Source organism: Brevibacterium sp. (genome assembly GCF_031179145.1).
In the GTDB taxonomy this organism is placed as follows: Bacteria; Actinomycetota; Actinomycetes; order Actinomycetales; family Brevibacteriaceae; genus Brevibacterium.
In genome coordinates this window covers 45,302-71,269 of record NZ_JAPSIB010000021.1, presented here as the reverse complement: position 1 = coordinate 71,269, position 25,968 = coordinate 45,302, and the positions used below count along the sequence as shown (strand labels likewise).

General features: G+C 65.4%; 25 protein-coding genes and 1 tRNA gene. 12 read left to right on the top strand and 14 right to left on the bottom strand.

The features are described from left to right. Window positions 1–133: 133 nt before the first annotated feature. Window positions 134–4,372 (bottom strand): ATP-dependent RNA helicase HrpA, encoded by a 4,239-nt coding sequence (hrpA, locus tag RIT73_RS14805; RefSeq protein WP_309132858.1) that lies wholly within the window; start codon window positions 4,370–4,372, stop codon window positions 134–136. Between the two features lie 409 nt (window positions 4,373–4,781). Between hrpA and RIT73_RS14800 the strand changes: the two genes are divergently transcribed. Continuing rightward, a complete protein-coding gene (locus RIT73_RS14800; RefSeq protein ID WP_309132857.1) occupies window positions 4,782–5,414 on the top strand; it encodes a DUF2268 domain-containing putative Zn-dependent protease in 633 nt (210 codons plus the stop codon). On the opposite strand, the gene RIT73_RS14795 is transcribed toward RIT73_RS14800, so the two are convergent. Beyond that, window positions 5,404–6,366 carry an alpha/beta hydrolase gene (locus RIT73_RS14795; protein ID WP_309132856.1) on the bottom strand — a complete coding sequence of 321 codons (963 nt, stop codon included), beginning with the start codon at window positions 6,364–6,366 and terminating at the stop codon, window positions 5,404–5,406. The genes RIT73_RS14800 and RIT73_RS14795 overlap by 11 nt on opposite strands. Before the next feature lie 21 nt (window positions 6,367–6,387). After that, window positions 6,388–7,677 (bottom strand): Nramp family divalent metal transporter, encoded by a 1,290-nt coding sequence (locus tag RIT73_RS14790; protein ID WP_309132855.1) that lies wholly within the window; start codon window positions 7,675–7,677, stop codon window positions 6,388–6,390. Window positions 7,678–7,709: 32 nt separating this feature from the next. Here RIT73_RS14790 and RIT73_RS14785 point away from each other — a divergent pair, with 32 nt between their 5' ends. The 7 genes from RIT73_RS14785 (at window position 7,710) to RIT73_RS14755 (ending at window position 12,680) form a co-directional block, all read left to right on the top strand. After that, complete coding sequence (locus RIT73_RS14785; protein ID WP_375295017.1) at window positions 7,710–8,090, top strand: YidH family protein; 381 nt, start codon at window positions 7,710–7,712, stop codon at window positions 8,088–8,090. Beyond that, the gene (locus RIT73_RS14780) at window positions 8,087–8,467 is read left to right on the top strand and encodes a DUF202 domain-containing protein (protein WP_309132854.1); all 381 of its coding nucleotides are present in this window, start codon (window positions 8,087–8,089) and stop codon (window positions 8,465–8,467) included. Before RIT73_RS14785 ends, RIT73_RS14780 begins: the two co-directional genes overlap by 4 nt. Window positions 8,468–8,547: 80 nt before the next feature. After that, window positions 8,548–8,856: a hypothetical protein gene (locus tag RIT73_RS14775; protein ID WP_309132853.1), complete on the top strand. Its 309-nt coding sequence runs from the start codon at window positions 8,548–8,550 to the stop codon at window positions 8,854–8,856. 91 nt (window positions 8,857–8,947) lie between these two features. Continuing rightward, a complete protein-coding gene (locus RIT73_RS14770; RefSeq protein WP_309132852.1) occupies window positions 8,948–9,874 on the top strand; it encodes an AEC family transporter in 927 nt (308 codons plus the stop codon). Window positions 9,875–10,008: 134 nt separating this feature from the next. Next, the gene (locus tag RIT73_RS14765; RefSeq protein WP_309132851.1) at window positions 10,009–11,079 is read left to right on the top strand and encodes a TIGR01906 family membrane protein; all 1,071 of its coding nucleotides are present in this window, start codon (window positions 10,009–10,011) and stop codon (window positions 11,077–11,079) included. 273 nt (window positions 11,080–11,352) lie between these two features. Further along, the gene (locus RIT73_RS14760) at window positions 11,353–12,261 is read left to right on the top strand and encodes an SDR family oxidoreductase (RefSeq protein WP_309132850.1); all 909 of its coding nucleotides are present in this window, start codon (window positions 11,353–11,355) and stop codon (window positions 12,259–12,261) included. 131 nt (window positions 12,262–12,392) lie between these two features. Further along, window positions 12,393–12,680 (top strand): hypothetical protein, encoded by a 288-nt coding sequence (locus tag RIT73_RS14755; RefSeq protein ID WP_309132849.1) that lies wholly within the window; start codon window positions 12,393–12,395, stop codon window positions 12,678–12,680. 134 nt (window positions 12,681–12,814) lie between these two features. On the opposite strand, the gene RIT73_RS14750 is transcribed toward RIT73_RS14755, so the two are convergent. The 3 genes from RIT73_RS14750 to RIT73_RS14740 form a co-directional block, all read right to left on the bottom strand. Further along, window positions 12,815–13,234: a ChaB family protein gene (locus tag RIT73_RS14750; RefSeq protein ID WP_309132861.1), complete on the bottom strand. Its 420-nt coding sequence runs from the start codon at window positions 13,232–13,234 to the stop codon at window positions 12,815–12,817. A gap of 81 nt (window positions 13,235–13,315) precedes the next feature. Next, on the bottom strand, window positions 13,316–14,218 hold the full coding sequence (gene ppk2 / locus RIT73_RS14745; RefSeq protein ID WP_309132848.1) for a polyphosphate kinase 2: 903 nt from the start codon (window positions 14,216–14,218) through the stop codon (window positions 13,316–13,318). Window positions 14,219–14,313: 95 nt separating this feature from the next. Next, the gene (locus RIT73_RS14740) at window positions 14,314–15,570 is read right to left on the bottom strand and encodes an MFS transporter (RefSeq protein WP_309132847.1); all 1,257 of its coding nucleotides are present in this window, start codon (window positions 15,568–15,570) and stop codon (window positions 14,314–14,316) included. An 87-nt stretch (window positions 15,571–15,657) separates the two neighbouring features. Between RIT73_RS14740 and RIT73_RS14735 the strand changes: the two genes are divergently transcribed. Both RIT73_RS14735 and RIT73_RS14730 read left to right on the top strand, forming a co-directional pair. Continuing rightward, window positions 15,658–15,734 (top strand) — tRNA-Leu (locus RIT73_RS14735). An 86-nt stretch (window positions 15,735–15,820) separates the two neighbouring features. Further along, complete coding sequence (locus tag RIT73_RS14730; protein ID WP_309132846.1) at window positions 15,821–16,291, top strand: hypothetical protein; 471 nt, start codon at window positions 15,821–15,823, stop codon at window positions 16,289–16,291. Here RIT73_RS14730 and RIT73_RS14725 read toward each other — a convergent pair. Further along, complete coding sequence (locus RIT73_RS14725) at window positions 16,269–16,643, bottom strand: helix-turn-helix domain-containing protein (RefSeq protein WP_309132845.1); 375 nt, start codon at window positions 16,641–16,643, stop codon at window positions 16,269–16,271. The genes RIT73_RS14730 and RIT73_RS14725 overlap by 23 nt on opposite strands. Before the next feature lie 88 nt (window positions 16,644–16,731). Here RIT73_RS14725 and RIT73_RS14720 point away from each other — a divergent pair, with 88 nt between their 5' ends. After that, window positions 16,732–17,337, top strand: coding sequence for an NAD(P)H-binding protein (locus tag RIT73_RS14720; RefSeq protein WP_309132844.1), 606 nt, complete (start codon window positions 16,732–16,734; stop codon window positions 17,335–17,337). A gap of 58 nt (window positions 17,338–17,395) precedes the next feature. On the opposite strand, the gene RIT73_RS14715 is transcribed toward RIT73_RS14720, so the two are convergent. From RIT73_RS14715 to RIT73_RS14690, 6 genes are all read right to left on the bottom strand, one after another. Continuing rightward, the gene (locus RIT73_RS14715) at window positions 17,396–18,262 is read right to left on the bottom strand and encodes a hypothetical protein (RefSeq protein WP_309132843.1); all 867 of its coding nucleotides are present in this window, start codon (window positions 18,260–18,262) and stop codon (window positions 17,396–17,398) included. A gap of 196 nt (window positions 18,263–18,458) precedes the next feature. Continuing rightward, a complete protein-coding gene (locus RIT73_RS14710; RefSeq protein WP_309132842.1) occupies window positions 18,459–19,838 on the bottom strand; it encodes an NAD(P)/FAD-dependent oxidoreductase in 1,380 nt (459 codons plus the stop codon). A gap of 80 nt (window positions 19,839–19,918) precedes the next feature. Then, window positions 19,919–21,223: a S8 family serine peptidase gene (locus RIT73_RS14705; protein WP_309132841.1), complete on the bottom strand. Its 1,305-nt coding sequence runs from the start codon at window positions 21,221–21,223 to the stop codon at window positions 19,919–19,921. Window positions 21,224–21,236: 13 nt separating this feature from the next. After that, entirely contained in the window at window positions 21,237–22,184 is a 948-nt protein-coding gene (locus RIT73_RS14700; RefSeq protein WP_309132840.1) for a Ppx/GppA phosphatase family protein, read from the bottom strand. A 54-nt stretch (window positions 22,185–22,238) separates the two neighbouring features. Next, window positions 22,239–22,850, bottom strand: a complete 612-nt coding sequence (locus tag RIT73_RS14695; protein WP_309132839.1) for a DUF501 domain-containing protein — start codon at window positions 22,848–22,850, stop codon at window positions 22,239–22,241. Beyond that, the gene (locus tag RIT73_RS14690) at window positions 22,850–23,254 is read right to left on the bottom strand and encodes a septum formation initiator family protein (protein ID WP_309132838.1); all 405 of its coding nucleotides are present in this window, start codon (window positions 23,252–23,254) and stop codon (window positions 22,850–22,852) included. Before RIT73_RS14690 ends, RIT73_RS14695 begins: the two co-directional genes overlap by 1 nt. Before the next feature lie 525 nt (window positions 23,255–23,779). Between RIT73_RS14690 and RIT73_RS14685 the strand changes: the two genes are divergently transcribed. Next, window positions 23,780–24,304 carry a DUF559 domain-containing protein gene (locus tag RIT73_RS14685; protein ID WP_309132837.1) on the top strand — a complete coding sequence of 175 codons (525 nt, stop codon included), beginning with the start codon at window positions 23,780–23,782 and terminating at the stop codon, window positions 24,302–24,304. A gap of 248 nt (window positions 24,305–24,552) precedes the next feature. Here RIT73_RS14685 and eno read toward each other — a convergent pair whose 3' ends face one another. After that, window positions 24,553–25,833 carry a phosphopyruvate hydratase gene (eno, locus tag RIT73_RS14680; protein ID WP_309132836.1) on the bottom strand — a complete coding sequence of 427 codons (1,281 nt, stop codon included), beginning with the start codon at window positions 25,831–25,833 and terminating at the stop codon, window positions 24,553–24,555. Window positions 25,834–25,968 lie beyond the last annotated feature (135 nt).

Genomic DNA, 25,968 nt, shown 5'->3' with positions numbered 1-25,968 from the left:
CCCCCCTGGTGTCGCCTCGGTGTGCCAGCCAATCTATACGGGTGACTTCTCCGACGGAACTCTTGACGATGCCTCATCGAAGGGTCCGAAAGTCAGGGCCGGAGCGTCCGAAAGTCAGGGAGTTCCGCCACCCCTACAGCTGGGCGAGGGCCTTGGCGATGCGCTTCTCCGACACCGGATGAGCGGTGCCCAACGAGTTGGCGTAGAGGCTCACCCGCAACTCCTCGAGGTCGATGACGATCTCGCGCCAGGTGCTCGGGACCGACACGACGGTCTGCGCCCAGTCGGATTTCGCAAGCTCCGGGAACCGGTTGCGGATCTTCTTGGACACATCGTCTTCCACTCCACCGACGCGGTCCATCAGCTGCCTGTCTCGGATCGGTGAGTTCTGCATCCCGTCGATGCGCACGACTTCGGCCTGCACCCACCGCGGCAGGTCCCTGACCATCGCTCCGGTCATCGCTGCCACCGCAGTGGCCGAGATGCGGGATCCGCGCCACTGCTGGACATCGGCGAGGTTCGACAGGATCGCCAGGGACGATGCCTTCGACACCTTCTTGTCGAGCTCGGTCGTCGCTTTCAGCGCGCGGATCAGGTGAGGCAGGAGATCCGAGCTGTCGAGAGGCAGCGCCGCCTGCACGGTCTTCTCCAGTTGGGCGAATTCCTCGGGTGTGGATACCCAGCTCGTCTCCGCCGGCCCCAGCTCCGACTCGACGACGCTGCGGATGCCGACTCGGAGCAGGGCGGAGAGCATCTCGTCCGACGTCTTCTGATGACCGGCGAGGATGAGCTTCTCGTCCATCGTCAGCCCATCACGCAGGTATTTGAGCGCATGCGTCGTGCCGATGCCGAGCAGAGTGATGAGCCCCTCCCGGCTGGCCAGACGCGCCTGCAGTGGCGTGTCGAAGGCGACGAGGTCGACGCTGGTCCCCCGGTCGGCCAGTCCGGGCACCACGCCTGCCTCGGCGTCGTCCGGATCGGCTAGGGTGCCGAACGACCACGAGGTCAGGCCTGTCCGGGCGGTGAACGAGACCTGTTTCTGGCGCGCTTTGCGCACCTGTGGCTTCGCCGTCGCCGTCAGCTGACCCAAATCCTCGCCGAGGCCGACGGTCTTCTTCCCATCGACGACGCGGAACCGGATCCGCAGGTGCGGCGGGATCCGTTCATGGTCGAAGTCCTCGGACCTGACCGTGATCGGCACCAGATCGTGGAGGCCTCCTCCGCCCGCACGTTCGCTGAGGTGCGCGGCGAGGACTTCCGGCAGGCTCCCCTGGTAGGGGCTGAGGCTGGGCAGGATGTCGCGGGCGACGTCGGGGGCCGGGACGAAGTACCGGCGCTTGCTCTTCGGCAGTGACCGGATGTAGGCGGCGACGAGCTCCTCCCGCAGACCGGGCACCTGCCAGGAGAACTCGTCCGGGTCGACGAGGGGAACTGCGGCCGCGGGGAGTTCGACGGTCACCCCGTCCTCGCTGCTGCCCGGGTCGAAGGAGTAGCGCAACTTGGCCTTCGTCCCGTCGGAGAGCTCCCATTCCATCGGGAAGTCGTCGGCCACCGAGGCGGTGAGCTCCTCACTGTCCTCGCTGAGCAGGATCGATGTGGTCAGATCAAGGACGTGCGCATCGCGGCGCTTCTGCTTCTTCCACCAGGACCGGAAGTCCGAAGCCTGGGTGATGGTGGCGGGAACGCGCTCATCGTAGAAGCCGTAGAGTGCGTCGTCCTGGTCGAGGACCCGCCGGTTGCGGGTGCGAGAGGCAAGCTCTTCGGCCTCTTCGATGACGGCCTGGTTGTGGTCGAGGAACGGGAACCGCTCGTGCCAGTCGCGTTCGATCAGACCCTTGCGGATGAACATGTCACGAGCGGCCTCGGGATCGAAGGTGCCATAGCCGACCCGGCGGTCGCTGACGAGGGTGACTCCGTACAGGGAGATCTTCTCGTAGACCATTGACGCGCCGGCCTTCGTCGACCAGTGGGGTTCGGAGTACTGGCGGGTGACGAGGTCGCCGGCGGCTTCGATGACCCAGTCGGGGTCGATCGCGGCGACGGTGCGTGCCCAGAGCCGGGATGTCTCGACCAGTTCGGCGGCCATGACGAAATCGGGGTTCTTCTTGAACAGACCTGATCCCGGGAAGATCGCGAACCGGGTGCCGCGGGCGCCCTGGTAGTCCCTCGTCCGCTCCGAGCGGGACCCGATCATGGAGAGCAGCCCGGTGAGCAGGGCGCGGTGGATCGCGGCTGCATACGGGTCGAGCTTCATGGATGCACCGGCTGGACCGGTCTCGCCGTTCGCCTGCCCGTTGCCCTTCTTGGAAGACTTCTTGGCCGCGCTGATTTCGGCGAACCCGACCTTCCCGCGTGGACCTGACTGAGTCTGCTGCGCGGGTTGAGCCGACCCTCCCGAACCGTGGGTACCGCGACTGCGCGACCCCTGGTTCCGTGACTCGGCCCCGGCATTCGCCGGACCCGAACCCTCGACGCCAGGATCCGGTCGGAGTTCAGGCTCTCCGCTGTCCTGTCGCCACGTCGGACGGTCGACGCGGACGCCGGCCGAGCCGAGCAGGGATCGGAGCTGACCGACGAGGTCCTGCCATTCGCGGATCCGGACGAAGTTGAGGAACTCGGCCTTGCACAGGCGGCGGAACTTCGAGCTCGTCAGGGACGCTTGAGCGTCCTCGAGGTAGTTCCACAGGTTGAGGTAGGACAGGAAGTCGCTGGCCGGGTGGGTGAATCGGGCATGCTTCTCATCGGCGGCCGCCCGCACCTCGGTGGGGCGTTCCCGCGGGTCCTGGATGGACAGCGCCGCCACGATCACGGTGACGTCTCCCCCGCATCCCGCTTCCGCGCCGGCGATGACCATTCGCGCCAGGCGCGGGTCGATGGGCAGCACGGACAGCTTCCGACCGATCGGGGTGACCTCGATCCGCCCGGACTTGTCCGTGGTCAGTGCCCCGAGTTCGGCGAGCATCGTGCGCCCGTCGCGCACGGCCTTTGCTTCGGGCGGGGTGAGAAAGGGGAACGAGAGGATGTCCTCGTCGCTCGACGCGAACCCGAGTTCGGTCATCTGGAGGATGACGCTGGCGAGGTTCGTGCGCAGGATCTCCGGGTCGGTGTACTCCGGCCTGGAGTCGAAGTCGGCTTCCGAGTACAGGCGGATGCAGATGCCGTCGCTGGTGCGGCCCGATCGGCCTTTGCGCTGATTGGCGCTGGCCTGTGAGATCCGTTCGATGGGCAGACGCTGGACGCGGGTGCGGTTGGAGTAGCGAGAGATCCTCGCTGTTCCGACGTCGATGACGTATTTGATGCCGGGAACGGTCAGCGAGGTCTCGGCGACGTTCGTGGCGAGCACGATGCGCGGACGCGAATGCGGTTTGAAGACCTTCTGCTGCTCTCCCGCGGAGAGGCGGGCGAAGAGGGGGACGACTTCCCAGTTGCTCAGTCTGGTTCGTCTGCGCAGGTGGTCCTCGAGGGCGTCGGCGGTGTCGCGGATCTCCCGTTCGCCGGAGAGGAAGACGAGGATGTCGCCGGGAGCTTCCTGGCTGAGTTCGTCGACGGCGGCGATGATGCCCTCGGTCTGCTCCTCGACGCCGGTCTCGTAGTCGCCGGAGTCACCGGGCCCGTCGACATCGTCATCGGCGACGTCCTCGATCAGCGGCCGGTAGCGGACCTCCACCGGGTAGGTGCGGCCCTCGACCCGGATGATCGGGGCGTCGTCGAAGTGGGCGGAGAAGGACTCGGGATCGATCGTCGCCGAGGTGATGATGATCTTGAGGTCGGGCCGGTGCTTGCGGACTTCCTTGAGATAGCCGAGGAGGAAGTCGATGTTGAGGCTGCGTTCGTGCGCCTCGTCGATGATGATGACTTCGTAGTCGCGCAGGAGTTTGTCACGCGAGAGCTCGGAGAGCAGGATTCCGTCGGTCATCACCTTGACGCGCGTCGAGTCGGCGACCTGAGCGGTGAACCGGACCTGGTAGCCGATGGTGGACCCGAGATCTTCGCCGAGTTCATCCGCGATGCGTTCGGCCACGGTGCGCGCAGCGATCCGCCGCGGCTGCGTGTGGCCGATCATGCCATTGACGCCCAAACCCAGTTCGAGGCAGATCTTCGGCAGCTGAGTCGTCTTCCCCGAGCCGGTCTCACCGGCGATGATGACGACCTGGTTGTCGGCGATGGCGGCCGCGATCTCGTTCCGAGCGGCGCTGACGGGCAGCTCCGGCGGGTAGGTGACCTCGACTGTCGTCGCTTCGCGGGCTGCCTTCAGCCGTGCTCGACGTTCACGATGATGTGCACCGGCCTTCCGTGGGGTCTTCCGCCGAGGTGGTCGTCGGCTCTGCGTGCCGGAATCCGTGGGCGAGGGTGTGTGCTTGTCCTGTGACATCTCGAACCCAGCTTAGCGGGATTCACCCGGAGCGGTTGAGACTGCCGCTTCGAGCAACGCGATTCGGTGTCGATCGTAGAAGGCGAGAATGCCGGTTGACCTTGACGCTGCATCAACCAATACATTCGATCCCATGACGATTTCGATGATAGACAGCGCCTTGGCAACCACGCGTGTTCTGGAAGCGGATCCAGACCTTCGCTCAGAGCTCGTTCGTGAAATGTGGGAGCCGATGGCAGGGATGTTCCACTTCGTTCCCGGCGGGGTCGATATGGCATCAGTGCACACTCAGAATTTCGGATTCTCCTGCGAGGGTCCGATGGGGCGACTCCGCGATGGGTTGGATACCCTCATCGCCGCCGATGCATGGCAGCGAATTGAGACTGCGCTTGAGCGTGGGATCACAGCGTTGGAATCAGCCGATCCCACCGTTGAAGTCCCCGACCTGCAGGTCCTTCTCGTACTCGGCGACCCAGGCAATGAGCATTTCATGGAGGTGGTGCAGGGAATGTCAGGCTTCGGAGGGATCAGCGGCTACATCGCCATCACCGTCTGGCCCACTCCCCTCGTTCTCGAACGGCTCGAGGCCATCGCTGTGCACGAGCTCCACCACAATGTCCGGTACTCGCCCGGAGGCATCGTCTGGAACCCTGCGACGGTGACCGTGGGCGAATATGTCGTATCCGAGGGATTGGCAGACGTCTTCGCAGCTGAACTGTACGGAGATGCCGGTTACACGCATTTCGTCGCGGAATCCACGCGCCACGATCCGGCTGTCCTCGCGAAAGTGACCAGCGGCCTCGACGGCACCGGGATGGAGGACTTCGCTGCCTGGGTCCTCGGGGACGAGACAGCTCGATTGTTCGGCGCTGAACCCGTGGGGCTGCCGACGGGAGCAGGCTACGCGGCCGGCACCCGGTTCGTTGATGCCTATCTCGACGCTGCCGGTGGCACCGCGGCGCAGAATGTCCGCGCTTCTGCTGCCGAAATTCTGCACACAGCTCTCCCCCGGCTGGGGCTCACGCAGAGGTCTAATGGGTGAACCCCTGGGCCTCAACAGACTCAGTGACACGGTCGAAGAACCGCACCACCTCGGCGAAGACCTCGTCGCGGAGCTCCGGCTGGTTGTGGATCTCGTGGCGGATGCCGGTCCACACCCGGGTGGACACGTCCGGGTGACCACCGTCGGCCAGCCAGTTGGCCACCTGATAGACACCGGCGCCGAATCCTCCGACGGGGTCCTGGTCTCCGGCAATGAGGAATACCGACGTCTCTCGTGGGATTCGGTGCGCCCATTCGGGCGAGTCGACACGAGCGTAGAGATCGCAGAACGCCGCGGTGAATCCCGCAGTGACGGCACGCTCACCGAGGTTGAAGGGATCGGAGGCATAGTCGGCGAGAACGGTGGCGTCGCCCGAGACCCAGTCGAGCGGGTTCGCATCCTTGCCGTATCGACTCAGGAAGGAACCCAGCAGCAACGCCATGCCTTCGGAGTCGACTGCCTCGGAGCCATCGCTGCGCACTCGTGCCGCCGCCAGCTCACGAGCTCTCCCGGCCTCGTTCATCATGCCGGTCGTTCCGCAGAACACTGCTCCCGCGATCCCGGGACCGTCCTCGGCCACGAACTCGCGCATGATCATCGACCCCCAGCTGTGTCCGAACACCAGGTAAGGGACATCGGGAACCAGGGACTGGGCGATCTCGCGCAGCTTCTTCTCGTCGTCGACGAACACATCGTAAGTGTCGGTCCCGCTCCGGCCCCAGCTGTCGTTGGCGGCTGCGGTCTTGCCATGGCCCACGTGATCGTCCATGGCCACGGCATAGCCCGCGTCGTTGAGCGCCACCACCAATGGCAGGTAGCGGCGCGAGTGCTCGCCGAAGCCGTGGGCGAGTTGGACGAGCCCGCGGCAGCGTTCCGCAACCGGGGTGTGCAGCCACGCATGCATCTCGTCGCGGCTGTTGCTCGAAGGGAACGTCAGGTCGTGCACTGCCATAGTGGTGCCTTTCGTGAGAGGTCAGCCGCCCCACAGTGGGGACACGCTCTTGTACAGCTGCTGGGCGCCGAGGACGATGAAGAGCAGAGCCGTGATCCCCAGGGCGATGTTCGTGTGGAGCTTGTTCGCCCACTCCTTCGGGATGCGCTTGCCGTTGAGGAGTCCCAGAAGGGTGAGCGCCAGGAAGGGCATGAAGAGAGAGCCGAGCACTCCGTAGGCGAGGATGAGACCGATCGGCTTGCCGAGCAGGAACAGCAGCATCGGAGGGAACGTCAGCCACAGCAGATAGAACTTGAAGTACTTCCCTCCGGTCAGGGTGTCAGGATGCCCGCCGGGCCTCTTCCGCATGTGGCCCCAGAAGTCGGCGAACATCAGTGAGACTCCATTCCACACCCCGATGATCGAGGAGAAGGACGCGGCCCAGAATCCGATGAGGAAGCCGGTGCCGACGACCGTGCCGTACTTGTCGTTGAGGACACTGGAGAGATCGACCAGGCCTTCGTCACCGGCGGAGATCGAGACACCGGCGGCACGAACCACCTCGGCGCCGACGATGAGCATCGCGATGACGAAGATTCCGGTCATCACGTAGGCCATGGAATTGTCGATCCGCATCACTCGCATCCACTTGGGCGTGTACCAGCCCTTCTCCCGCAGCCAGTAGCCGTAGGCAGCCAGGGTGATGGTGCCGCCGACTCCTCCGGCGAGCGCGAGCGTGTAGATGACTCCGCCTTCGGGAATCAGAGGGATGAGTCCTTTGAGCATGGCGGGAACGTTCGGCACCGCGATGACGGCGAGCCCGACCACGGTGACGAACATGATGCCGACGAGCACGGCCGTGATCTTCTCGAAGATGGCATAGCGCCCGAACCAGACCATGACGAATCCGGCCAGACCCATGAGCACCGAACACAGCGTGAGGTTCAGGCTCGGGAAGAGGGCGACCACGGGAAGGGCTGCCGAACTCATCGCGGTGGCGCCGTAGACGAAGCCCCAGATGAGGATGTAGGGCCCGAAGTACCAGGTGGTCCACCTGCCCAGCGACCTCCACCCCTCGAAGATCGTCAGGCCGGTGGCCAGGGTGAAGCGGCCTGCGCCTTCGACGAGGATGATCTTGAGGATGACTCCGACGATGACTGCCCACAGGAGCGCGTAGCCGTACTGGCTTCCGGCCACCAGTGTCGCAACCATGTCGGCGGCGCCCACGCCGGTCGCCGCGACGACCAGCCCGGGGCCGATGATCTTCCATTTCGCGGGTCCGGGAGCTTCAATGCGCCCGGATTCGATGTGTGATTCGGGAGAATTCGCCATGTGCACCATTTCATCACGGCTATTCTCGAAGTGTGACGAATGATGACTCCCGCAGCAGGATCGCCCGGCGGATGTTCCCGGACGGCGAGGATCCCGACCCTCGCTTCACCCTCGCCAATGAGCGCACCTTCCTGTCGTGGATCCGGACCGCGCTGGCGTTCATCGGTGGAGGCATCGCGGTCGAGGCGTTCACCTCGACGGTCTTCTCCGACACCCTGCGAGCCAGTTTGGCGATCGTGCTCATGGCGATCGGCTTCGTCCTCGCCGCGGGGGCGGCCGTGCGCTGGTTCCGGATCGAGACGGCGATGCGCCGCAAACGGCCACTGCCGCTGCCGCTCATCATCCCGATTGTCAGTCTCGCCTCGGCGCTGGGCGCGGGACTTCTCGTTCTCGTGTTCTCCGGTTTCCTGTGAGTCCTTCGGGCCGAGGGCGCGATTCCGACTCAGCGGAGCATGGTGGGCATCAGCCGCCGCACGCCGACCCGGGCCTCCAGCCCGAGCGCACGACGCAGTCCTGGCTGCGCACCGGTCTCACGCTCACCGTCGTCAGCCTCATCTTCATCCGCTGGATACACATCTTCCATGCGTTCTCGATCGCCGTCTTCGTCGTCTGCCTGGGTATGGCGATCTCCGCCATCGCGCTGCAGGTGCGCCGCTATCGCCTCGGCGTCCACTCCATCCGGGTCGAACGCGGTCGCCCCACTCCCCTGGCGGTCCTGTTCCTCACCACCTCGGTGTGCCTCATCGCGGCCCTGGGCATCGCAACGGTCCTGCGCATCACCGTGCGCTGAGCGCCTCACCTGCGGCCGAATGCCGGAACACCCGGGGGTCGGCATCCGAACCACCCGCGCCCTTCTCTACACTGGTGGTCATGAAGGATGCCCGTGAAGTCTCAACTGCCCCACTCGTCGCGCTCGGCCTCCTCGGCGGCTACCTCACCGCCCGTGAGACCGGGATCCGCCCGCTCGGCGGAGTCGTCCTCGCCGCTGCCGGCGCCTACGCCGCGCGCACCTGGTACGTGAAGAAGGGGTGGCCGACCACTTCGGCACTCAGCCTCGGATATCTGGGCGGATTCGGACTCTCGCACCCGCTGGCGAAGAAGATCGGCGCCTGGCCCTCTGTGCTCGGCGTCAGTGCGGCCACCGCGGCCGCTGCTCACTTCGCCGTCGACAAGGGCTGAGCCCATTCCGCCCTCCTCCGTCCGTATCGACGTCACTCCCGACCACTCCCTGCCCCCGCTGAGCAGGGGAAGCGAGGACGACCGGTAGCTCATGCTCGCAGTCTTCGAAGGCTTCGCCGTCATCGCGGGAGTGATCCTGTGCGGATTCCTCCTGGGCCGAAGCGAGGTCCTCGGTCCCAGCGGACAGCAGGTCATCGCCAAACTCGTCTTCTACGCCGGCACCCCGGCACTGCTCTATGTCACCGTTGCCGGAACCGATCTCGGCCTCATCTTCAACACTGCCCTGTTCGCAACCGGTGGCTCGGCCGTCGTCGTGGGCATCCTGCTCTTCGTCCTCACCAAATGGATCAGGAAACGCGGCACCGGCGAGGCGATGTTCTCGGCCTGGGCCGTCAGCTACGTCAACATCGGCAACCTCGGGATCCCCATCGCGGCCTACGTGCTCGGCGACATCGGCTATGTCGCCCCCGTGCTGCTGTTCCAGCTCATCATCCTCGCGCCCATCGGGATGGCAGTCCTCGACTCCTCGGGACAGAAGCGGCACGACCAGCACTGGTACTCGGCTGTGTTCCAGATTCTGCGCAATCCCATCCTGCTCGGCGCCGGTGCGGGAGTCGCCGCCTCGGCGACGGGATTCGAACTCCCCCGCTTCATCTTCGAACCGATCGACATGATCGGTGCGACCGCGGTCCCCGGCGCGCTCCTCGCCTTCGGCATCTCGCTCAAGGATGGTTGGGCGCTGCCGGTCGCCGGCACCCGCAGGCAGCTGTCCTACATCACCATCGTCAAGCTCGCCATCCAGCCGCTCGTCGCCTGGATCATCGGCGGCCCCCTGCTGGGTTACACCGGCGTCGACCTGCTCGCCATCGTCGTCACCTCTGCCCTGCCCACGGCGCAGAACGTGTACATCTACTCGATGCAGTACAAGCAGTCGGAAGCGCTGATGCGCGACGCCGTGTTCATCACCACGGTTCTCGCGGTCCCGACGCTCGTCATCGTCGCGGCGCTGCTCGGATAGCTGCGCCCCTCGCGCAGGCCGACAGCCCGGAGCCCTGCGCACAGCCGCCGGCCCCGCGTTCTGCGCCCGGTCGATCCGGGCCTCGTTGGCGTGTCCTCCCTCTGATGCTCCGCGCTGTCTATGACAATGAGACTGTGGCTGACGAGAAGAACGAGACCGAAGACCTCCTGAGCAGGCGGATGAGTTCAGGCTCCCACAGCGCTGCCGGAAAGCACTCCGCCCCTCCGGTGGAAGCGGCGAACGACCCGTCGACGGACACCGAGGCGTTCGATCCCATCAAGGACGACATCCTGCGGGAGGAACCCCGCCCGAGGACCGGTTCGACCTCGGCGGTGAAGGTCGCTCCGGCGTATCCCGCCTCGACTGACACCGGATCGACACGCGAAGTATCCACCGGCTCGACCCGGCAGGTGCCCGCGACGGCATCGGTGATGAGCGAGGAGGACTGGGCGGCCGTCTCCCGCGCCGCCACCACCTCCGACAGTCACGACCCTGAGTTCCCCGAACGACGGCGCACCGTTCTCGACGTCATCGGCATCATCTGGATCACGCTGGCGACTCCGTTCATCCTGCTCGCTCTGGCAGTCCGCTTCGTCGCCTCGGGGCTCTTCCTCAAGTTCGAGTACTTCCGCCCGGGATTTCCCGCCGATGAATTCGGGTTCGGCGCGGCCGAACGCGAGCACTACGCGACGTACGTCATCGACTACCTGCACAATCTCGATTCCCGTCGCTATCTCGCCGATGTCATCCTCCCCAACGGCGAGCCCGTCTTCATCTCCGAAGAGCTCGCCCACATGGCCGACGTCAAAGCCCTCATCTCCCTGCTCTACCTCATCGCCTTCATCGGGATCATCGGCGTCATCATCTTCGCCCTCGTCCTCTCCCGCAAGAACGGACCCGGCCTCCACCTCGGCGTGCGTCTGGGGTCGATCTTCACCATCATCTTCCTGGCCGGAGCTGCGGTGCTCGCCTTCCTCGGCTGGGACTCCTTCTTCCGCGGCTTCCACCAGATCTTCTTCAAAGACGGAACGTGGGAGTTCTACCTCGATGACTCCCTCATCAGGCTCTTCCCACCCCAGTTCTGGGTCGATGCCGGCATCGCCCTCGGCGGGATCGTCGTCCTCCTGGCCATCATCCTGTTCTGCTTCAGCTTCGCCGGCCACAAACGCCGCAGAGCTCTGCGCAAAGCCGCCAAGCACGCCTGAGCGGCTCCCACGATCCCGGTCGGGTGGTCTTTCCCCTTCCACCCGGCCGAAATCCCTTTGCCCGCCGAGGCGATGCCTGTGATGGGTGCCCGCCGATGCGAGGCCATCGCCTGCAGTCACCGAGGTGGCGCCTGTCACGGGTGGCCGCCGTTGACACCCGCCCCGCATTGCGACTGGGACACTTGTGAGGCACACGGAACCCCTTGAGCCCCTGAGAGCTGCCGAGTAGCGTCGGAAGTGTCCGCGACATCGATTTCTTCGAAGGAGCCGAGCATGTCCATGACCCATGACAGCGATCAACTGACTTTCCAGAATCCGGTGACGCGCTTCCCGGACATCACGCCTCCCAAGCAGGACCAGCCCGAGCCGGGACTCGACAAGGAGCTCATCCCTCAGACCGACCGCGGCCAGAACTCGTACCGGGGAACGGGGCGGCTGAAAGGCCGCAAGGCGCTCATCACCGGCGCCGACTCAGGGATCGGTGCAGCAGTCGCCATCGCCTTCGCCCGTGAAGGCGCCGATGTCGCACTCTCCTACCTCCCCGCGGAACAGTCCGATGCAGAGGAGATCCGCGACTACATCGAGCAGTCGGGACAGACTGCCTTCCTCTATCCCGGCGACCTGTCCGATCCGCAGTACTGCCGTGAACTCGTCGACGCCTCCGTCAAGGAACTCGGGGGTCTGGATGCTCTCGTCAACAATGCGGGCCGGCAGATCGCGGTCGAACAGATCGAAGACCTGTCCGATGAGCAGTGGGAGGCGACCTACCGCACGAACATCTTCGGCATGTTCCACGTGACCAAGGCTGCGGTGCCGGTGATGCCGGAAGGCTCGACGATCGTCAACTCGACATCGATCCAGGCCTACGAACCGTCGACCCACCTCATCGACTACGCGTCGACGAAGGCAGCGATCAACAACTTCACCAAGGGACTGGCTCAGCAGCTGGCGCCGCGCGGTATCCGGGTCAACGCCGTGGCTCCGGGACCGATCTGGACACCGCTCCAGGTCTCCGACGGCCAGCCCAAGGACGCCCTGCCGGAATTCGGCAAGAACACCCCTCTTGGCCGGGCCGGGCAGCCCACCGAACTGGCGCCTGCCTACGTCTTCCTCACCTCGCCGGAATCGAGCTACGTCCTCGGTGAGACGCTCAACGTCAACGGCGGAAAGCCCTCACCCTGATCGACCTCAGAACGCTTCCACCCGCGACCCGGGTATGGGATGATGGCCACACCCCGACTTCTGGTCATTCAGGGGTCGGGGGCCATCGTCCGCACGACAACAATGTTGGACAGTGATCGGAAGGACATCCCATGAGCAAAGAGAAGAAGCTGCGGGACGCCACCCATAGCCTCGATGAGAAGTTGGAGCCGGTCGCCGGCACCTCCGACATGGAATCGGGTGCCAAGGTGGGCTATCAGGAAGACGATTCCGAGGAGCGTCTGCAGCAGGTCGCGGATCAAGAGGGTGTGACCCTGATCCGGAACCAGGACGGTTCCCACACGGCCATCGACGAGTCGAAGGCCGACCTCGACGACTCCGACCTGAACGCCGGGGACACTCGCTCGAAGGACAGTCCTCCGTCCGAACCCCCGGACTGATCAAGCCGAGACTCGGACTGATCACATCTCGGCACGGACAGAACGAGCCGAGACCCGGTCGGATCGACGAGCAGAACTCTGCGCCCCGGTGGTGAAGCGTCCCGCCGGGGCACAGTTGTCTTCGCTCACTCCTGCTACTTCTTCGATGATTTCGTGCGCTTGGCGCTCTCCTTCTGCAGGGCGTCGACGAGTTCATCCTTGGTCATCGTCGACCGGCCGGAGACGTCGAGTTCCTTCGCCAGATCGTAGAGATGCTCCTTCGAGGCGTTGGCGTCGACTCCCCCAGCGGTCGGCCGGTCAGTGTTCTTGCCGCCCTTGCTCTGCTCGTCCGATGGCCCGGATTCCGGCTTCGGCCGCCAGGAATCACCCACCTTCTCGTGCGTGTGCTTAAGGGCCTGGTAACCGACGCGGTAGGCCCGCTCCTCGTCCCCGTATTCGTCCAGGGCGGAGTCATGCGCCTTCGCGAACGTCCGCTGTGCCTTCTCGTCCGACCTGCGCAGCGTCGACGGAAGCTCGGACTTCTTCGGCTTTCCACTCTTCGACATCATCGGCATCGTCATCACCTCTCATCGTCGGACTCTCGGTTCTTCGCAGGCTATCGCGGCTGGGAGTCGGTGCCAAGAGGCCGCAGTCGCTCAGTCGTCGACGGCGTCGCGACCGCGGCGCACGATCAGCGGGTCCGGTTCCAAGACGACATCGGGGTCCTTGCCCTCGTAGTCGAACTGATTGAGGAAATAGCGCATCGCGTTGAGGCGAGCGCGCTTCTTGTCGTTGCTCTTGATGGTGATCCATGGGGCATGGTCGGTGTCTGTGCGCCGGAACGTCTCCTCCTTCGCCTCGGTGTAGTCCTCCCACCGGCCCAGCGATTCGAGGTCCATGGGTGAGAGCTTCCACTGTCGAACGGGGTCGATCTGGCGGATCGCGAACCGGGTGCGCTGTTCGCGCTGGGTGACGGAGAACCAGAATTTCGTGACGTGGATGCCGGAGTCGATGAGCATCTTCTCGAAGACGGGTGCCTGCTCCATGAACGTCTCGTACTCATCGTCGGTGCAGAAGCCCATCACGCGTTCGACATTGGCCCGGTTGTACCAGGACCGGTCGAACATCACGATCTCACCGTTCGTGGGCAGATGCTTGATGTAGCGCTGGAAGTACCACTGCCCGACTTCGCGATCGGAGGGCTTGTTGAGAGCCACGACCTTGGCAGCGCGCGGGTTGAGGTGCTCGGTGAACCGTTTGATCGTCCCGCCCTTGCCGGCCGCGTCGCGTCCCTCGAACACCACCACGTGCTTGAGATCGTGGTCCTGTCCCCAATACTGGAACTTCAGCAGTTCGACCTGCAACTGGTACTTCTTGATCTCGTACTCCTCCCGCTCCATGAGTTCGGGATACGGGTACCCTTCCCGCCAGGTCTCGACGGCCCGGCCGAACGGATCGATGAGGCGAGGGTCGGGAGTGTGGCCGTCGTCGACGCGGTAGCCTTCGACGCGGAGTTTGTCGATGTACTCCCGCAGGTTCTCATTCGGCAGATTGGTCATAGGCGCTCTCCTCGACGTCGACTTCCTCTTCGGCGCGGGCCGCACCCAAGAGTGTGAGCCCCAGACTCAGGCACGGTACTGCGCCGAGGTGAACATCAGGTTATCCGATCGACGTCCCGTTTCGGGATGATTCCGAGGCTGATCAGCGGCGCGAGCGCCACTGCTGCGAACGCCAGCGGGTATCCCCAGACGGTGATGAGGGCGCCGAGGCCGGGCCCGAGTGCCGCCGACATCACGAACTGGCCGGTGTTCTGAGCGCCCATGGCCTTGCCCGCCCAGCGTGGTCCCGCGGCTTCCGCCACCGAGGCGAACGCGAGCCCGTTGTCGGCCACCGACACGGTTGCGGCGAGGATGAAGATGATTCCCGCGACGACCGGCATCGGGGTGAGCGACACCAGAGCGACGTGGCCGACGAGGATCACGGCGAGGACGGCGACGATGCGCATGAGCCCGACCCGGGAGCCCACTGTGTCGGACAGACCTCCGATGATCATCCGGCCGATGGCCCCGACGAGCTGCGACGCGGCCACCACCGACCCCGCCATTGTCGCGTCGACGTGCTGATTGCTGATCAGCCAGATGAGACCGTAGGTCGCGAACGCAAACTGCGGGACGACGAGAAGCGCGGAGGCGATGTGGATCCGCCACAGGAAGGAGTCGGTCCGGTAGGGGTTCCTCGCCGAGGCGGGTGTCTCCTCGACTTCCTGCACGGTCGGCGAGGGCTCCGCCCCGGACGATGGCACCGCCTCGGCGGGAGAGGACGTGGCCGTTGTGGCGGGGGGATTGCGGACGACGAGCACGCACACCAGTGCCATCACCGCGTTGATCGCAACGATGAGCCACAGGTAGCCGGGCAGTCCGTCGCTCGCGGCGATCGGGGGCACAGCCAGGGCCGCGACACTGGTGCCCAAGGGCGGAGCCATCTGCCGGATGCCCATCGCCAGCCCGCGGCGGTGACGCGGAAACCACCCCATGATCATGCGTCCGCTCGCCGAGTTCACCGAGGCGGCCGCCGCGCCGGAGGCGGCAATGAGGACGGTCATTGCCACCGGGGAGCCGACGACGAACAGCGCGAACCAGGTCGCCAAAGCGGTCAGAGAGATTCCGAGGATGATCGCCAGGCGTTCGCCGAAGCGATCGGCGAACGCTCCCCAGGCAATCAGGGTGAGGATGAGACCATAGCTCGGCGCGACGGCGATGGTGCCGGCCTGGGTCAGCGAGTAGCCGAGCTCAGTGCTCATGTAGGGGATGAGGAATGCCGGTCCCGTGATCGCGACGGTGGCCGCCATCTGCGCAACCACACTGATGACGAGGATCACCCACGCTTGTCCACGGGGCGCGATCTCGGTCATACCTCGAGATTAGCCGGGTCTCTACCCTGGCGTAACCACGTCTCGGATCGCGACAGGGGCGTTTACGTTATAGTGATCCTGGCGTCGCCCCCTATAGCCCAATCGGCAGAGGCAGTCGACTTAAAATCGATTCAGTGTGGGTTCGAGTCCCACTGGGGGGACCATGTCCTCGGCAGCGTCGGAATCGATGCCGGGACTCTTCGTGATTTTCCGTTCGGCGCACTCGGGTTCAGTCGGGCATGATGTCCCTATGACTTCGATGCTCCTGTCAGCTGGGAACCCGCCGCAGTTCGTGACCGGAATGGACGACTCGAGAGTCGTCGCGAACGAGGGTCCGGCGATCGTCCTCTCCGGAGAGGACGAACTGATGTCCACGCCTGGCTCAGAAGGATCGTTCTCGGTCGCCGACATCGATTCGATCTCCACCCTGGACGCAAGGCCCCTGGCCTACCGCGAAGCCGATGGGCAGTGGCAAGTCATCGGCTATGAGGCTGCCGATCACTGGTCGGCGCTCTCCCCCGACCTGCGCCGGCGTCTCCTCGCCGATCGCACCGCGGTCCTCAACGTCGAGGACTTCAAGGCGACGACGAACGGCGCGAGCGCATCGATGATCACGAAGAACTGGTTCTACTCCGGCCATCCGCGTCGGTACCGGATCGCCGGTGAGCTGCGGGAGCTCATCGAGGTGCTCGCAGCGATCAGTTCCCACCAAGACCGCTGATGCGCTCCCGGTTGTCGGTGATCGCCGAGGCATTGAGTTCGGCCCACCGGCGCAGCGTGGCGACAGGTTCGCGCAGAGACCGACCGAGGTCGGTCAGACGGTATTCGACGCGCGGCGGCACCTCGGCGTGAGCCTCTCGAGTGATGAGCCCGTCAGCGGCGAGCGAACGCAGAGTCGAGGTGAGCACTTTGGGTGTGATGCCCCCGATCGACTGGCGGATCTCGTTGAAGCGCAGCGGGCCGGACTCGAGGATGTCGATGATCAGCACCGTCCACTTGTCTCCGATCCGGTCGAGGATCACCCGAGTCGGACAGTCCGGGTCGAAGGCGTTGCCTTCCCAGCTGATTCTCATGGAACGCCTTTCATTAGTATCTTTGAGGTACGCGATATCTCGAGGATACCGTGGTGGCATCACCAGCACCTCTACGAAAGGAATCACCATGAGAATCGCACTTTTCGGAGCTTCGGGGATGGTCGGCTCACGAGTGGCAGAGGAAGCCGCTGCTCGGGGACTTGAGGTCACCGCCATCACCCGTTCGGGCACGGAGGTTCCCGGTGCCGTCGCCACCCTTCAGGGAGACATGGGCGACGCCGCCTTCGCCGCTGCGGTCGTCACCGACCACGACATCATCGTTTCGACGACCGGTCCGAGCCGCACCGGTGGCGACCACGGTGAATGGCTCGACGCCCTCACGACCATCGCTGCCGCGAGCAGCGACAAGCGGATCTTCGTCGTCGGCGGCGCAGGATCACTCCTCGTCAACGGCGGCATGCTCAAAGACTCACCCGACTTCCCTGAGATGTACAAGGCCGAAGCCGAGACCGGCACGCGTGCCCTGGAGATCCTGCGCTCCGGCGACTACTCGCCTTGGACGCTCATCTCCCCCGCCCCGGTCATCGCCCCGGGCGAGCGCACCGGCACATTCACCCTCGGCCTCGATTCGCCGGTCGGCGACACGATCTCGGCTGAGGACTTCGCGATCGCCATGGTCGACGAGATCGAGAATCCGCGACACGTCGACGCCCGCTTCACCGTCGCGAACTGATCTCTCCTCGCGGAGGCGGCGGCTGGGGAACGCCCGGCCGCCGCCTCCGCGCCTGTGGTCAATGCAGGGCGTAGTCGCTCGATGAGATCTCGAACCCGTGGTCGCCGTTCGTGCACACCACGCCGCGTTCCCGATCGACCGTGCAGGCGATTCCCCTGACCAGCAGCAGCTGGCCGTAGCCGAGGACTTCCGTGTCGGCGCCCCACTCCCCCGACGCCGATGCCAGGCTGTAGACGGGGTCGCCGTAAGCGGTGAATCGCGGGCGGCCCTGTGACTCGAGCTCGATCGCTGTCGGCTGCTGCTGGGCTCCCATATGGCTGACTGTGGGCAGGTCGTCGGGGAAGGCGTGGTTGTCGCAGCCGATGCGGTCCTCGATATAGCTGCAGTGGTGCTTCCTGGTCTCCGTCGTGAAGTAGAGCTCGCTGCCCGATCCTGCACCCTCGGCATGGTAGTTCCAGGGTTCGACGTGATATCCGGCCGGCACCGCGACTGTCGCCGGCCGGACGAAGAACCTCTGTCGACCCTTCTCGCACACCAAGGTCAGGGCGTAGGCCTTGACCTCGGCGTCCATCGGGAACACACACGACCACCCCTCGATGTCCGTGCCGTGTCCGTCGACGTGCCCGGAATCGTCGCCGTCCCCCTTGGCCAGACCGACGAGTGCCGCCCGAGCTTCTCGACAATCGGTGTCGGGCGTTCCCTGATAGACATTGGCCTTGAACTCTCCCGGCGCCTGCCCGCAGTGGCCGACCGGCAGCGGCTGCGCCTCGGCAGCCTCCCGGGGCACGCCCGAGGAGCTCCAACCGGTGCTCGTCGGCTCAGGGGCCCCCGAGGTTGCCGGTCCCGGAGCTGCGGGCGGCGGAGAGCTGCATGCGCTGAGCACGAGACACAGTCCCGCCAGAGCCATCGCTGCCTTGGACCTCATCCATTCAGGCTAGCCCCAGTCCGCCGTGCGTGGACCGGGGAAACTGTTACGACTTGGACACCGGGACCACACACGGGCAAGAGCGCAGCGCCCCCATCACCCCGAGCACAGATGACGCCGAGGCGGTGCCACCGTGTGGTGGCACCGCCTCGGCGCTGTCAGTCATCAGTTGCCCGCGGGGGCCGGTCCGGAGGAATCAGGCGTTGGCCGGTTCCTTCTTCTTCTGCGGAGCAGGCTTCGACGTGGCGGCCTCGACGAAGTTCTTGCGCGGAACGTCGAGGTCGACGAGCGGCATGGTGTCGCGGCCGAGCACGGCGTTGAGGATCCAGTTGCCGAACACCTTGACCTTGCGGTCGAGGCTGGGGATCGCGTAGCCGTGGTAGGCACGGTGCATGAGCCAGGCGAGGACTCCGCGGACTTCGAAGTCGCCCATCTGCGAGACGCCCTTGTACAGACCCAGCCCGGCCACCGAACCGATGGTCTTGTGGAAGTACTGCTTGAACTCGGTCTCTCCGCGCAGGGCGGCGAGGACGTTGGCGGCCAGAACGGGAGCCTGACGCACGGCGTGCTGAGCGTTGGGCACGCAGTAACCGCCTACTCCGCCTCCGGAGAGGTCGGGAACGGCAGCATTGTCACCGGCTGCCCAGGCTCCGTCGACGACTCCGTCTTCGCCTTCGACGCGGAGGTCGGCCCGCACGGTGACACGTCCGCGCTCGTCGATCGGCAGGTCGGAGTCGATGAGGATCGGGTTGGCCTTGACCCCGGCCGACCACACGATGGTGTCGGCGTCGAATTCCTCGCCGTTGGAGAGCTTGATGTGCTTGTCGGTGCAGTCCTCGAGGAAGGTCTCGAGGTAGACGTCGATGCCGCGCTCACGCATGTGCTCGACGACCCAGCGAGCCTGGGCTTCCCCGACCTCGGGCATGACGCGGTCCATCGCCTCGACGAGGACGAAGCGCACGTCGGCGTCGGTGAGCGTCTCGTACTGGGCCACCGCGGACCGGACGACGTCTTCGAGTTCGGTCAGCGCTTCGATGCCGGCGAACCCGCCGCCGACGAACACGAAGGTCAGAGCCTTGCGGCGCTCCTCGTCGTCTTCCATCAAGGACGCATCCGCGACGCGGGTGAGCAGGTGATCGCGGAGGGCGACGGCTTCCTCGATGCGCTTGAGGCCGATCGCGTTCTCCTTGACACCGGGGATCGGCAGGACGCGGGCGACGGAACCGGAGGCGAGGATGATGTGGTCGTAGTCGAGTTCGAATGCTTCGTCGTTCTCGGGTTCGACGACAACGTACTTGTCGGCATGGTTGATCGAGGTGACCTTGGCGGTGATGACCTCTGCGCCGGGCAGATTGCGGCGCAGCGGCACGACGGCGTGGCGGGGCTCGATCGATCCGGCAGCCACCTCGGGGAGGAAGGGCTGGTAGGTCATGTACGGGTTGGGGTCGATGACCGTCACGGTTGCTTCACCGCGACCGAGGTTCTTCAACAGGTTCTGTGCGGTGACCAGACCGAGGTAGCCACCACCAACGATGAGGATTCGAGGACGCAGTTTTGAATTTCTGATGAGTGCCATGAACCCATCCTAGAGCCTTGTGAAAACTTTCACGAATTCGAGGTCGAAGCCCAGATCAGAAGCGCAATAGGGCCTGTTTCTCACCGTCGCCGGTGGAGGAATGCGAGGCCGGAGAGCACCAGCAGAATGACTGCTGCGGCACCGCCCACGGCGAGGACCGCGTAGCCTGTCGTCGGCGTCGATTGGGAGGAGACGACGTCGGTGGGCGCCACCGCCTGTGGGCTGTTCGTCTCGTCGGGGGCCGCGGTCTCGGACTCCGAGGCGTCGGCGTCAGCGCGCCGGTGCATTGTCACCCAGTCGGTCAGGGCGTCGGCGGCGCTGGGCACGGACTTCGGGACGTCTGCGTCCATCGCCGCCACCGGGTCGATCCGACCATGGCCGACGATCGGATCGGGCTTGCCGTTCGAGGTCTGGCCTTTGTGTCCGGCGACGGGTGTGGCCGTCCCCAGCAGCTTCGCGGTCACCTCGTCGGCGCTGAGGCCCGGGTTCTCCGCGCGCATCAGCGCGGCCACCCCGGAGACGACGGGTGAGGCGAAGGAGCAGCCCTGGCCCTCGGCGTAGCCCCCGGAGTAGTAGGGAATCGGGATGTCGACGGCCGGTCCCATCAGGTCGACGGCGGTTCCGGGTGCGGTGGAGGCGGGAAGGACCTTGCCGTCCTTGCCGAGCCCGCCGACCCCGATGACCCCGGGAACGGTGGACGGGGACCAGGCCTGAGTCGCGCCTTGGGAGGCGTTGCCGACGCAGGCGATGACCATGACGTCCTTCTCATAGGCGTAGGCGAAGGCTTCGTCCCAGCTCTGCGGCCACGCGGGGTCATCCCAGCCGAGAGACATGTTGACGACCTTCGCACCAGAATCGACGGCCCACTTCAGCGCATCAGCGGCTTGGTCCCGGGTCGATCCTGACCCTTTCGGCCGATCGGGTCCCAACCACATGGAGGCGGAGAGGATCTCCGCATCGGGCGCCACGCCCGTCGGCCCGGGGCCTCCGCCCTGGCCGGCGATGACGCCGGCGACCGCCGTTCCGTGGTGGATGGTGTCCTTGCCGCCGATCGGGGTCGTGCCGTCCTTGCCCAGCCCGCTGAAGTCCTTCGCCTCACCGACCACTCCTTTGAGATTCTCATGGTCGGCGTTGACGCCGGAGTCGATGACGGCGACCTTGACGCCCTTGCCGGTGGACTTCTTCCACATCTTGTCGATGCCGTAATCCTTGATGTACCACTGTCCCGGTCCGGCTTTTGGGGCGGCTTGAGCTGCCGAGACCGGGCTCATCACCAGTCCCAGCACGAGTGTTCCGACGACGGCGATCCGCGTCAGCGCGGACGGTCGGCGCACGGCCGGGCCCGCGATGGGCGGAGTCGAAGTCTGGGCCTGGAGGGAGTCCATCATCGGATCCGGTTCACTGCGGCGGTCGTGTGAGGTCGAGGGCGATGCCGTCGAGGATGTCGGCCTCGGACACGGTGATGTCGAGCTCGGCGCCTGCGGCAACGACCGCGGCGTCGATGCGGCGCACGATCCGGGAGAAGAGGAGCCCCCCGGCGGCGATGACGTCGACTCGCCCCGGGTGCATGTAGGGCAGTGCGGCTCGCGACTCGCGGTCCATGCTGAGCAGCTCGTCCGCTTGCCGTTCGATGTCGCCGACGCTCAGGTGGGCCCCGTGGATCCGCTCCCGCTGATAACTGTCGAGGTCGAGGATGCCGGCGGTCAGGGTCGTCACCGTCCCGGCCACACCGATGAAGGTGCGTGGGGCGGAGAAGTCGAGGATCTCCGCGGCCTCATCGAGGTGCGATTCGATATCGGCGACCGCGGCCGCGATCTGGTCGGTGTCCGGGCGCTCGACGGCCATGTGCCTCTCGGTCAGACGGACGGAGCCGATGTCCATGCTCACGGCCGCCTCAACACCGCTGGTGCCGAGGACGAGTTCGGTCGATCCGCCGCCCAGGTCCATGACCATGAAGGGGCCGACGTCAGAACTGCGTCCGACGGTGGCCCCGAGGAACGACAGCTGGGCCTCCTCGTCACCTGTGATGACGTCGGGCACGACCCCGAGGATCCTGAAGATCCCGGCGAAGAACTCGTCCCGGTTCCGCACATCGCGACTGGCGGAGGTGGCGACGAACCGCAGCTTCTCGGGCTGGTACTCGGCAGCCACCTCGGCGAATTCCTGGGCGACGGCGAACGTGCGCTCCAGCGCTTCGGGAGCGAACTCCCCTGTCGCGTCGACCCCTTGTCCGAGGCGCACGATGCGGGTCTCGCGGCGCAGCTCGCTCATGGTGCCGTCGTCGTCGACGTCGGCGATGAGCAGGCGCAGGGAATTGGTCCCGCAGTCGAATGCAGCTACACGCATGGAGTGGTCCTGTTTCTGGGTCGGTCCTGGGTCGTCGAGGGGCGTCGTTCCAGACTACTCGGTCGGATCGCTCGCCGAGGCGCTGGTCCGGTCACGAAGATCCTCGGCTGGAGTGTCCGTCTCGACCGAGCTGCCGGCGTCGGCGCCCGGATCGCTCTCGGCAGAGGTGACGGCTGGGGTCGGCACGTCGGTCATCAGCCCCATCGCACGGTCCCCGATCGGGTTGACACCGGGCCCGGCGGCCAGAGCATGCCCGACGAGCGCGTGGAGGCATTTGACCCGGGTCGGCATTCCACCGGCGGAGAAGTCGCTGATCTCCTCCACCTCGGCGATTCCGACCTTCTGCCCGATCGCCGAGCGTGTGGCCAGGTACTCCTCGTGGGCGCGCCGGTAGGCGGCAGCGAGCTCTTCATCGGTGGAGAGCTCGGAGGTCCATTCGGCCATGATCCCCGCGGCCTCGAGCCGGGAGCATTCGGCTACGAACGCCGGATGGGTGAGGTAGAACGTGGTGGGGAAAGGAGTGTTGTCCTCGAGTCGCGGCGCGGTGGCGACCACGAGAGGCTCCCCCGAGGTGCTGCGCGCGGCGATTCCCACGACTCCGCGCGGGATGCGACCGAGCTGCTCTTTGAGGGTGGCGAAGTCCGCCTCGGTGCACTCTGTGATCATCAGCCCTTCTCCACGGTATTGCCGACCATGTGGATCGACTCCAGCAACTCAAGGTACCAGGCCTGTTTGCCCGATGGGCGCTGGGCGTCGGATTCGGCGCCGGGCAGAGCGTCGCGATTGATGACGATCACGGCGTTCTCGCCCTTCTGGACGTAGTACTGCTCCTCCCGGGCCCGGCGTGCGATGTAGGTCGGGTCGTTGAGCTTGTCGTTCTTCTCCTGCAGCGCCTCGACCTCGGCCCTGGTCGTCGAGATCTCGTTGTTGAGCGCAGCGATCTGCTGCGCCTGCTTGAGTGCGGAGTTGATCGAGGGCAGGAACATGACGAGGACGAGAGCGATGACGACGAGGAAGATTCCCGCGCGCCAGGACAGCCGGTGGCGGTCGTTGTGCGCATGAGCTTCCACCACCGGAGCCGGGCGACGCCGAGGTGCGGCTCTGCCCGGGGCCGATCGGGGGGCGCTTTTCTTGGGCTTGCTCGGAACCATGTCTCTTTCCGCTGCCACCGGGGATTGGGAAGGCGGTCGCAGCACTTCCAAGTGTGCCGTGTCCGCAGCTCAGGCGCGAGGATTTCCGCGCCATGGCGTGTTCACATCCACCATCCGATACAACGCGTCCAGAACCGCGAGACGGACGAGCGGGACCAGGCGGCAGGGCTGGAACCGGGCGGCGAGGAAGGGGCCCATCAGCGGCCAACGACACAAGTCCAGCCCCGCCCCAGGAGGTAAGCACTCGCCATGTCCACCCCCAGCCGCAATTCCCTCCCCTGGCTGCAATTTCTCCCCTCAGCTCCGCAACTTCCACCCTTAGCCTCAAACCTCACGGCTGGGTCCGCAACTTCTACAGTCAGCGGCAGAACACCCCTATGCAGAGGTAGGAATTGCGGTCGCACGGTGCCAGCACAGCACCAAGTCCGAATCGGCGGAATTCTCGTGACCACCCTTGAACGGACGCTCATCGACGTGGCTCGCCACTACAACCTCGACATCTCGGTGGCGATGCTCGACAGCGCCTTCCATCGAAAGCTCACCAGCATGGAGACGATCCTCGCAGCGCCCGATCAGTGCACGAAGAAGAGGAACACGAAGAAGATGAGATTGGCTCTGGACCTGACTGACGCAAGACGCGAGTCCCCGGCGGAGTCGATCGCCGCCGTCCGCTTCTTCCAGTACGGAATCACCGGAATGGAACCGCAGGTGGTCTTCAGGCACGAATCACTGTCGAGAGACATCCGCGTCGACTTCTGCCACAGAAGCGCCCGGCTCATCGTTGAGGTCGACGGCATCGGCAAGCTGTACCTGAACTCCGGCGTTCCGCGTGAGGAGCTCGAAAAGGAACGTCGACGCGAACAGTGGCTGCGCGACCTCGGCTATCTGGTGATCCGCATCAGTTGGAAGGAACTCTTCCAGGAGCGAAGGTTCATCGAGATAAGGAGGGAGTTGATGCGGATCGCATGAGTTCCCACCCCGGCATGGGTACCGGCAGCCGCAATACACCCCCTTGCACGGGTGGAGAACAGATTCAACGGTGCGAAGCGCGAAGCCGCGGGGAGGACTGAGGGCTGCCGGTATGAAATGAGGTTGACTCTGAAACGCCGAGGCGGGGGTGAAGCGAGCGATCAGCTCACTTCACCCCCGCCTCGGCGAGGATCCGGGTCTCGGGTCCCACCGTCAGACGGTCAGACCTCCGGGCTCAAGCTCAGGAATCAGGCCTCGAAGCGCGGGAACGCCTTCCGGCCGGCGTAGCGGGCGGCATCGCCGAGCTGCTCTTCGATGCGCAGCAGCTGGTTGTACTTCGCCACGCGCTCCGACCGGGCCGGGGCTCCGGCCTTGATCTGGCCGGCGTTCGTGGCGACGGCGAGATCGGCGATCGTCGTGTCCTCGGTCTCACCGGAGCGGTGCGAGATCATCGTCGTGTAGCCGTTGGTCTGCGCCAGCGACACTGCGTCGAGGGTTTCGGTGAGCGTGCCGATCTGGTTGACCTTGACCAGCAGCGAATTGGCGGTGTCGTTCTCGATGCCGCGCTGCAGGCGCTCGGGGTTGGTCACGAACAGGTCGTCGCCGACGAGCTGCACCTTGGAGCCGATGGAGGCGCTCAGCGTCGCCCAGCCCTCCCAGTCGTTCTCGTCCAGCGGGTCCTCGATCGACACGAGCGGGTACTTGCCCAGCAGGCCCTCGTAGTAGGCAGCCATCTCCTCGGCCGACTTCTTCGCGCCTTCGAACTCGTAGGATCCGTCGCTGTAGAACTCCGACGATGCCACGTCGAGGGCCAGCGCGATGTCGCGGCCAGGCCGGTGACCAGCGGCTTCGATGGCCTCGAGGATGAGGTCGAGGGCTGCGGCATTGGATTCGAGGTTCGGTGCGAAGCCGCCCTCATCGCCGAGGCCGGTCGCCAGTCCGCGCTCCTTGAGCACACCCTTGAGCGCGTGGTAGACCTCGACGCTCCACTGCAGTCCCTCGTGGAAGCTCGCGGCTCCGATCGGGGCGATCATGAATTCCTGGATGTCGACGTTCGAGTCGGCATGCGATCCGCCGTTGAGGATGTTCATCATCGGCACCGGCATCACATGCGCGTTCGGCCCGCCCAGGTAGCGGTAGAGGGGCAGGTCGGCGGACACGGCGGCGGCGCGCGCCACGGCCAATGAGGTGCCCAGGATCGCGTTGGCACCGAGGCGGGACTTGTTGGCGGTGCCGTCGAGTTCGATCATGGCCTGGTCGACCAGCCGCTGATCGTCGCTCTCGAGTCCGACGATGACTTCGTTGATCTCGTCGATCACCGCGTCAACTGCATTGGTGACGCCTTTCCCGAGATAACGCTCCGGGTCGCCGTCTCGCAGCTCCACCGCTTCGAACTCGCCGGTGGAGGCACCCGAAGGCACTCCTGCCCGACCGACGGACTCGTCGGCCAACAGCACTTCCACCTCCACGGTGGGATTTCCCCGGGAATCCAGGATCTCGCGGGCATTTGCGGCAATGATCTCAGCCACTGACAACTCCTTCGTGTTGGTTTCACATGGGGGAACATGCGCCTGCAGGCCAGCTTAGTGCACCTGTGGGCAAGGCTCATTCTCAGTCCATGGGCACGACCCCGGTCCGCAGGGGCGTCCCCGGTCTGCGCCAAC

Coding starts and splice junctions, on each gene's coding strand:
- hrpA (WP_309132858.1), bottom strand. CDS start 4,372: ATGTCACAGGACAAGCACACACCCTCGCCCACGGATTCCGGCACGCAG.
- RIT73_RS14795 (WP_309132856.1), bottom strand. CDS start 6,366: ATGGCAGTGCACGACCTGACGTTCCCTTCGAGCAACAGCCGCGACGAG.
- RIT73_RS14790 (WP_309132855.1), bottom strand. CDS start 7,677: ATGGCGAATTCTCCCGAATCACACATCGAATCCGGGCGCATTGAAGCT.
- RIT73_RS14775 (WP_309132853.1), top strand. CDS start 8,548: ATGAAGGATGCCCGTGAAGTCTCAACTGCCCCACTCGTCGCGCTCGGC.
- RIT73_RS14770 (WP_309132852.1), top strand. CDS start 8,948: ATGCTCGCAGTCTTCGAAGGCTTCGCCGTCATCGCGGGAGTGATCCTG.
- RIT73_RS14760 (WP_309132850.1), top strand. CDS start 11,353: ATGTCCATGACCCATGACAGCGATCAACTGACTTTCCAGAATCCGGTG.
- RIT73_RS14755 (WP_309132849.1), top strand. CDS start 12,393: ATGAGCAAAGAGAAGAAGCTGCGGGACGCCACCCATAGCCTCGATGAG.
- RIT73_RS14750 (WP_309132861.1), bottom strand. CDS start 13,234: ATGCCGATGATGTCGAAGAGTGGAAAGCCGAAGAAGTCCGAGCTTCCG.
- ppk2 (WP_309132848.1), bottom strand. CDS start 14,218: ATGACCAATCTGCCGAATGAGAACCTGCGGGAGTACATCGACAAACTC.
- RIT73_RS14740 (WP_309132847.1), bottom strand. CDS start 15,570: ATGACCGAGATCGCGCCCCGTGGACAAGCGTGGGTGATCCTCGTCATC.
- RIT73_RS14730 (WP_309132846.1), top strand. CDS start 15,821: ATGACTTCGATGCTCCTGTCAGCTGGGAACCCGCCGCAGTTCGTGACC.
- RIT73_RS14725 (WP_309132845.1), bottom strand. CDS start 16,643: ATGAGAATCAGCTGGGAAGGCAACGCCTTCGACCCGGACTGTCCGACT.
- RIT73_RS14720 (WP_309132844.1), top strand. CDS start 16,732: ATGAGAATCGCACTTTTCGGAGCTTCGGGGATGGTCGGCTCACGAGTG.
- RIT73_RS14715 (WP_309132843.1), bottom strand. CDS start 18,262: ATGAGGTCCAAGGCAGCGATGGCTCTGGCGGGACTGTGTCTCGTGCTC.
- RIT73_RS14710 (WP_309132842.1), bottom strand. CDS start 19,838: ATGGCACTCATCAGAAATTCAAAACTGCGTCCTCGAATCCTCATCGTT.
- RIT73_RS14705 (WP_309132841.1), bottom strand. CDS start 21,223: ATGGACTCCCTCCAGGCCCAGACTTCGACTCCGCCCATCGCGGGCCCG.
- RIT73_RS14700 (WP_309132840.1), bottom strand. CDS start 22,184: ATGCGTGTAGCTGCATTCGACTGCGGGACCAATTCCCTGCGCCTGCTC.
- RIT73_RS14695 (WP_309132839.1), bottom strand. CDS start 22,850: ATGATCACAGAGTGCACCGAGGCGGACTTCGCCACCCTCAAAGAGCAG.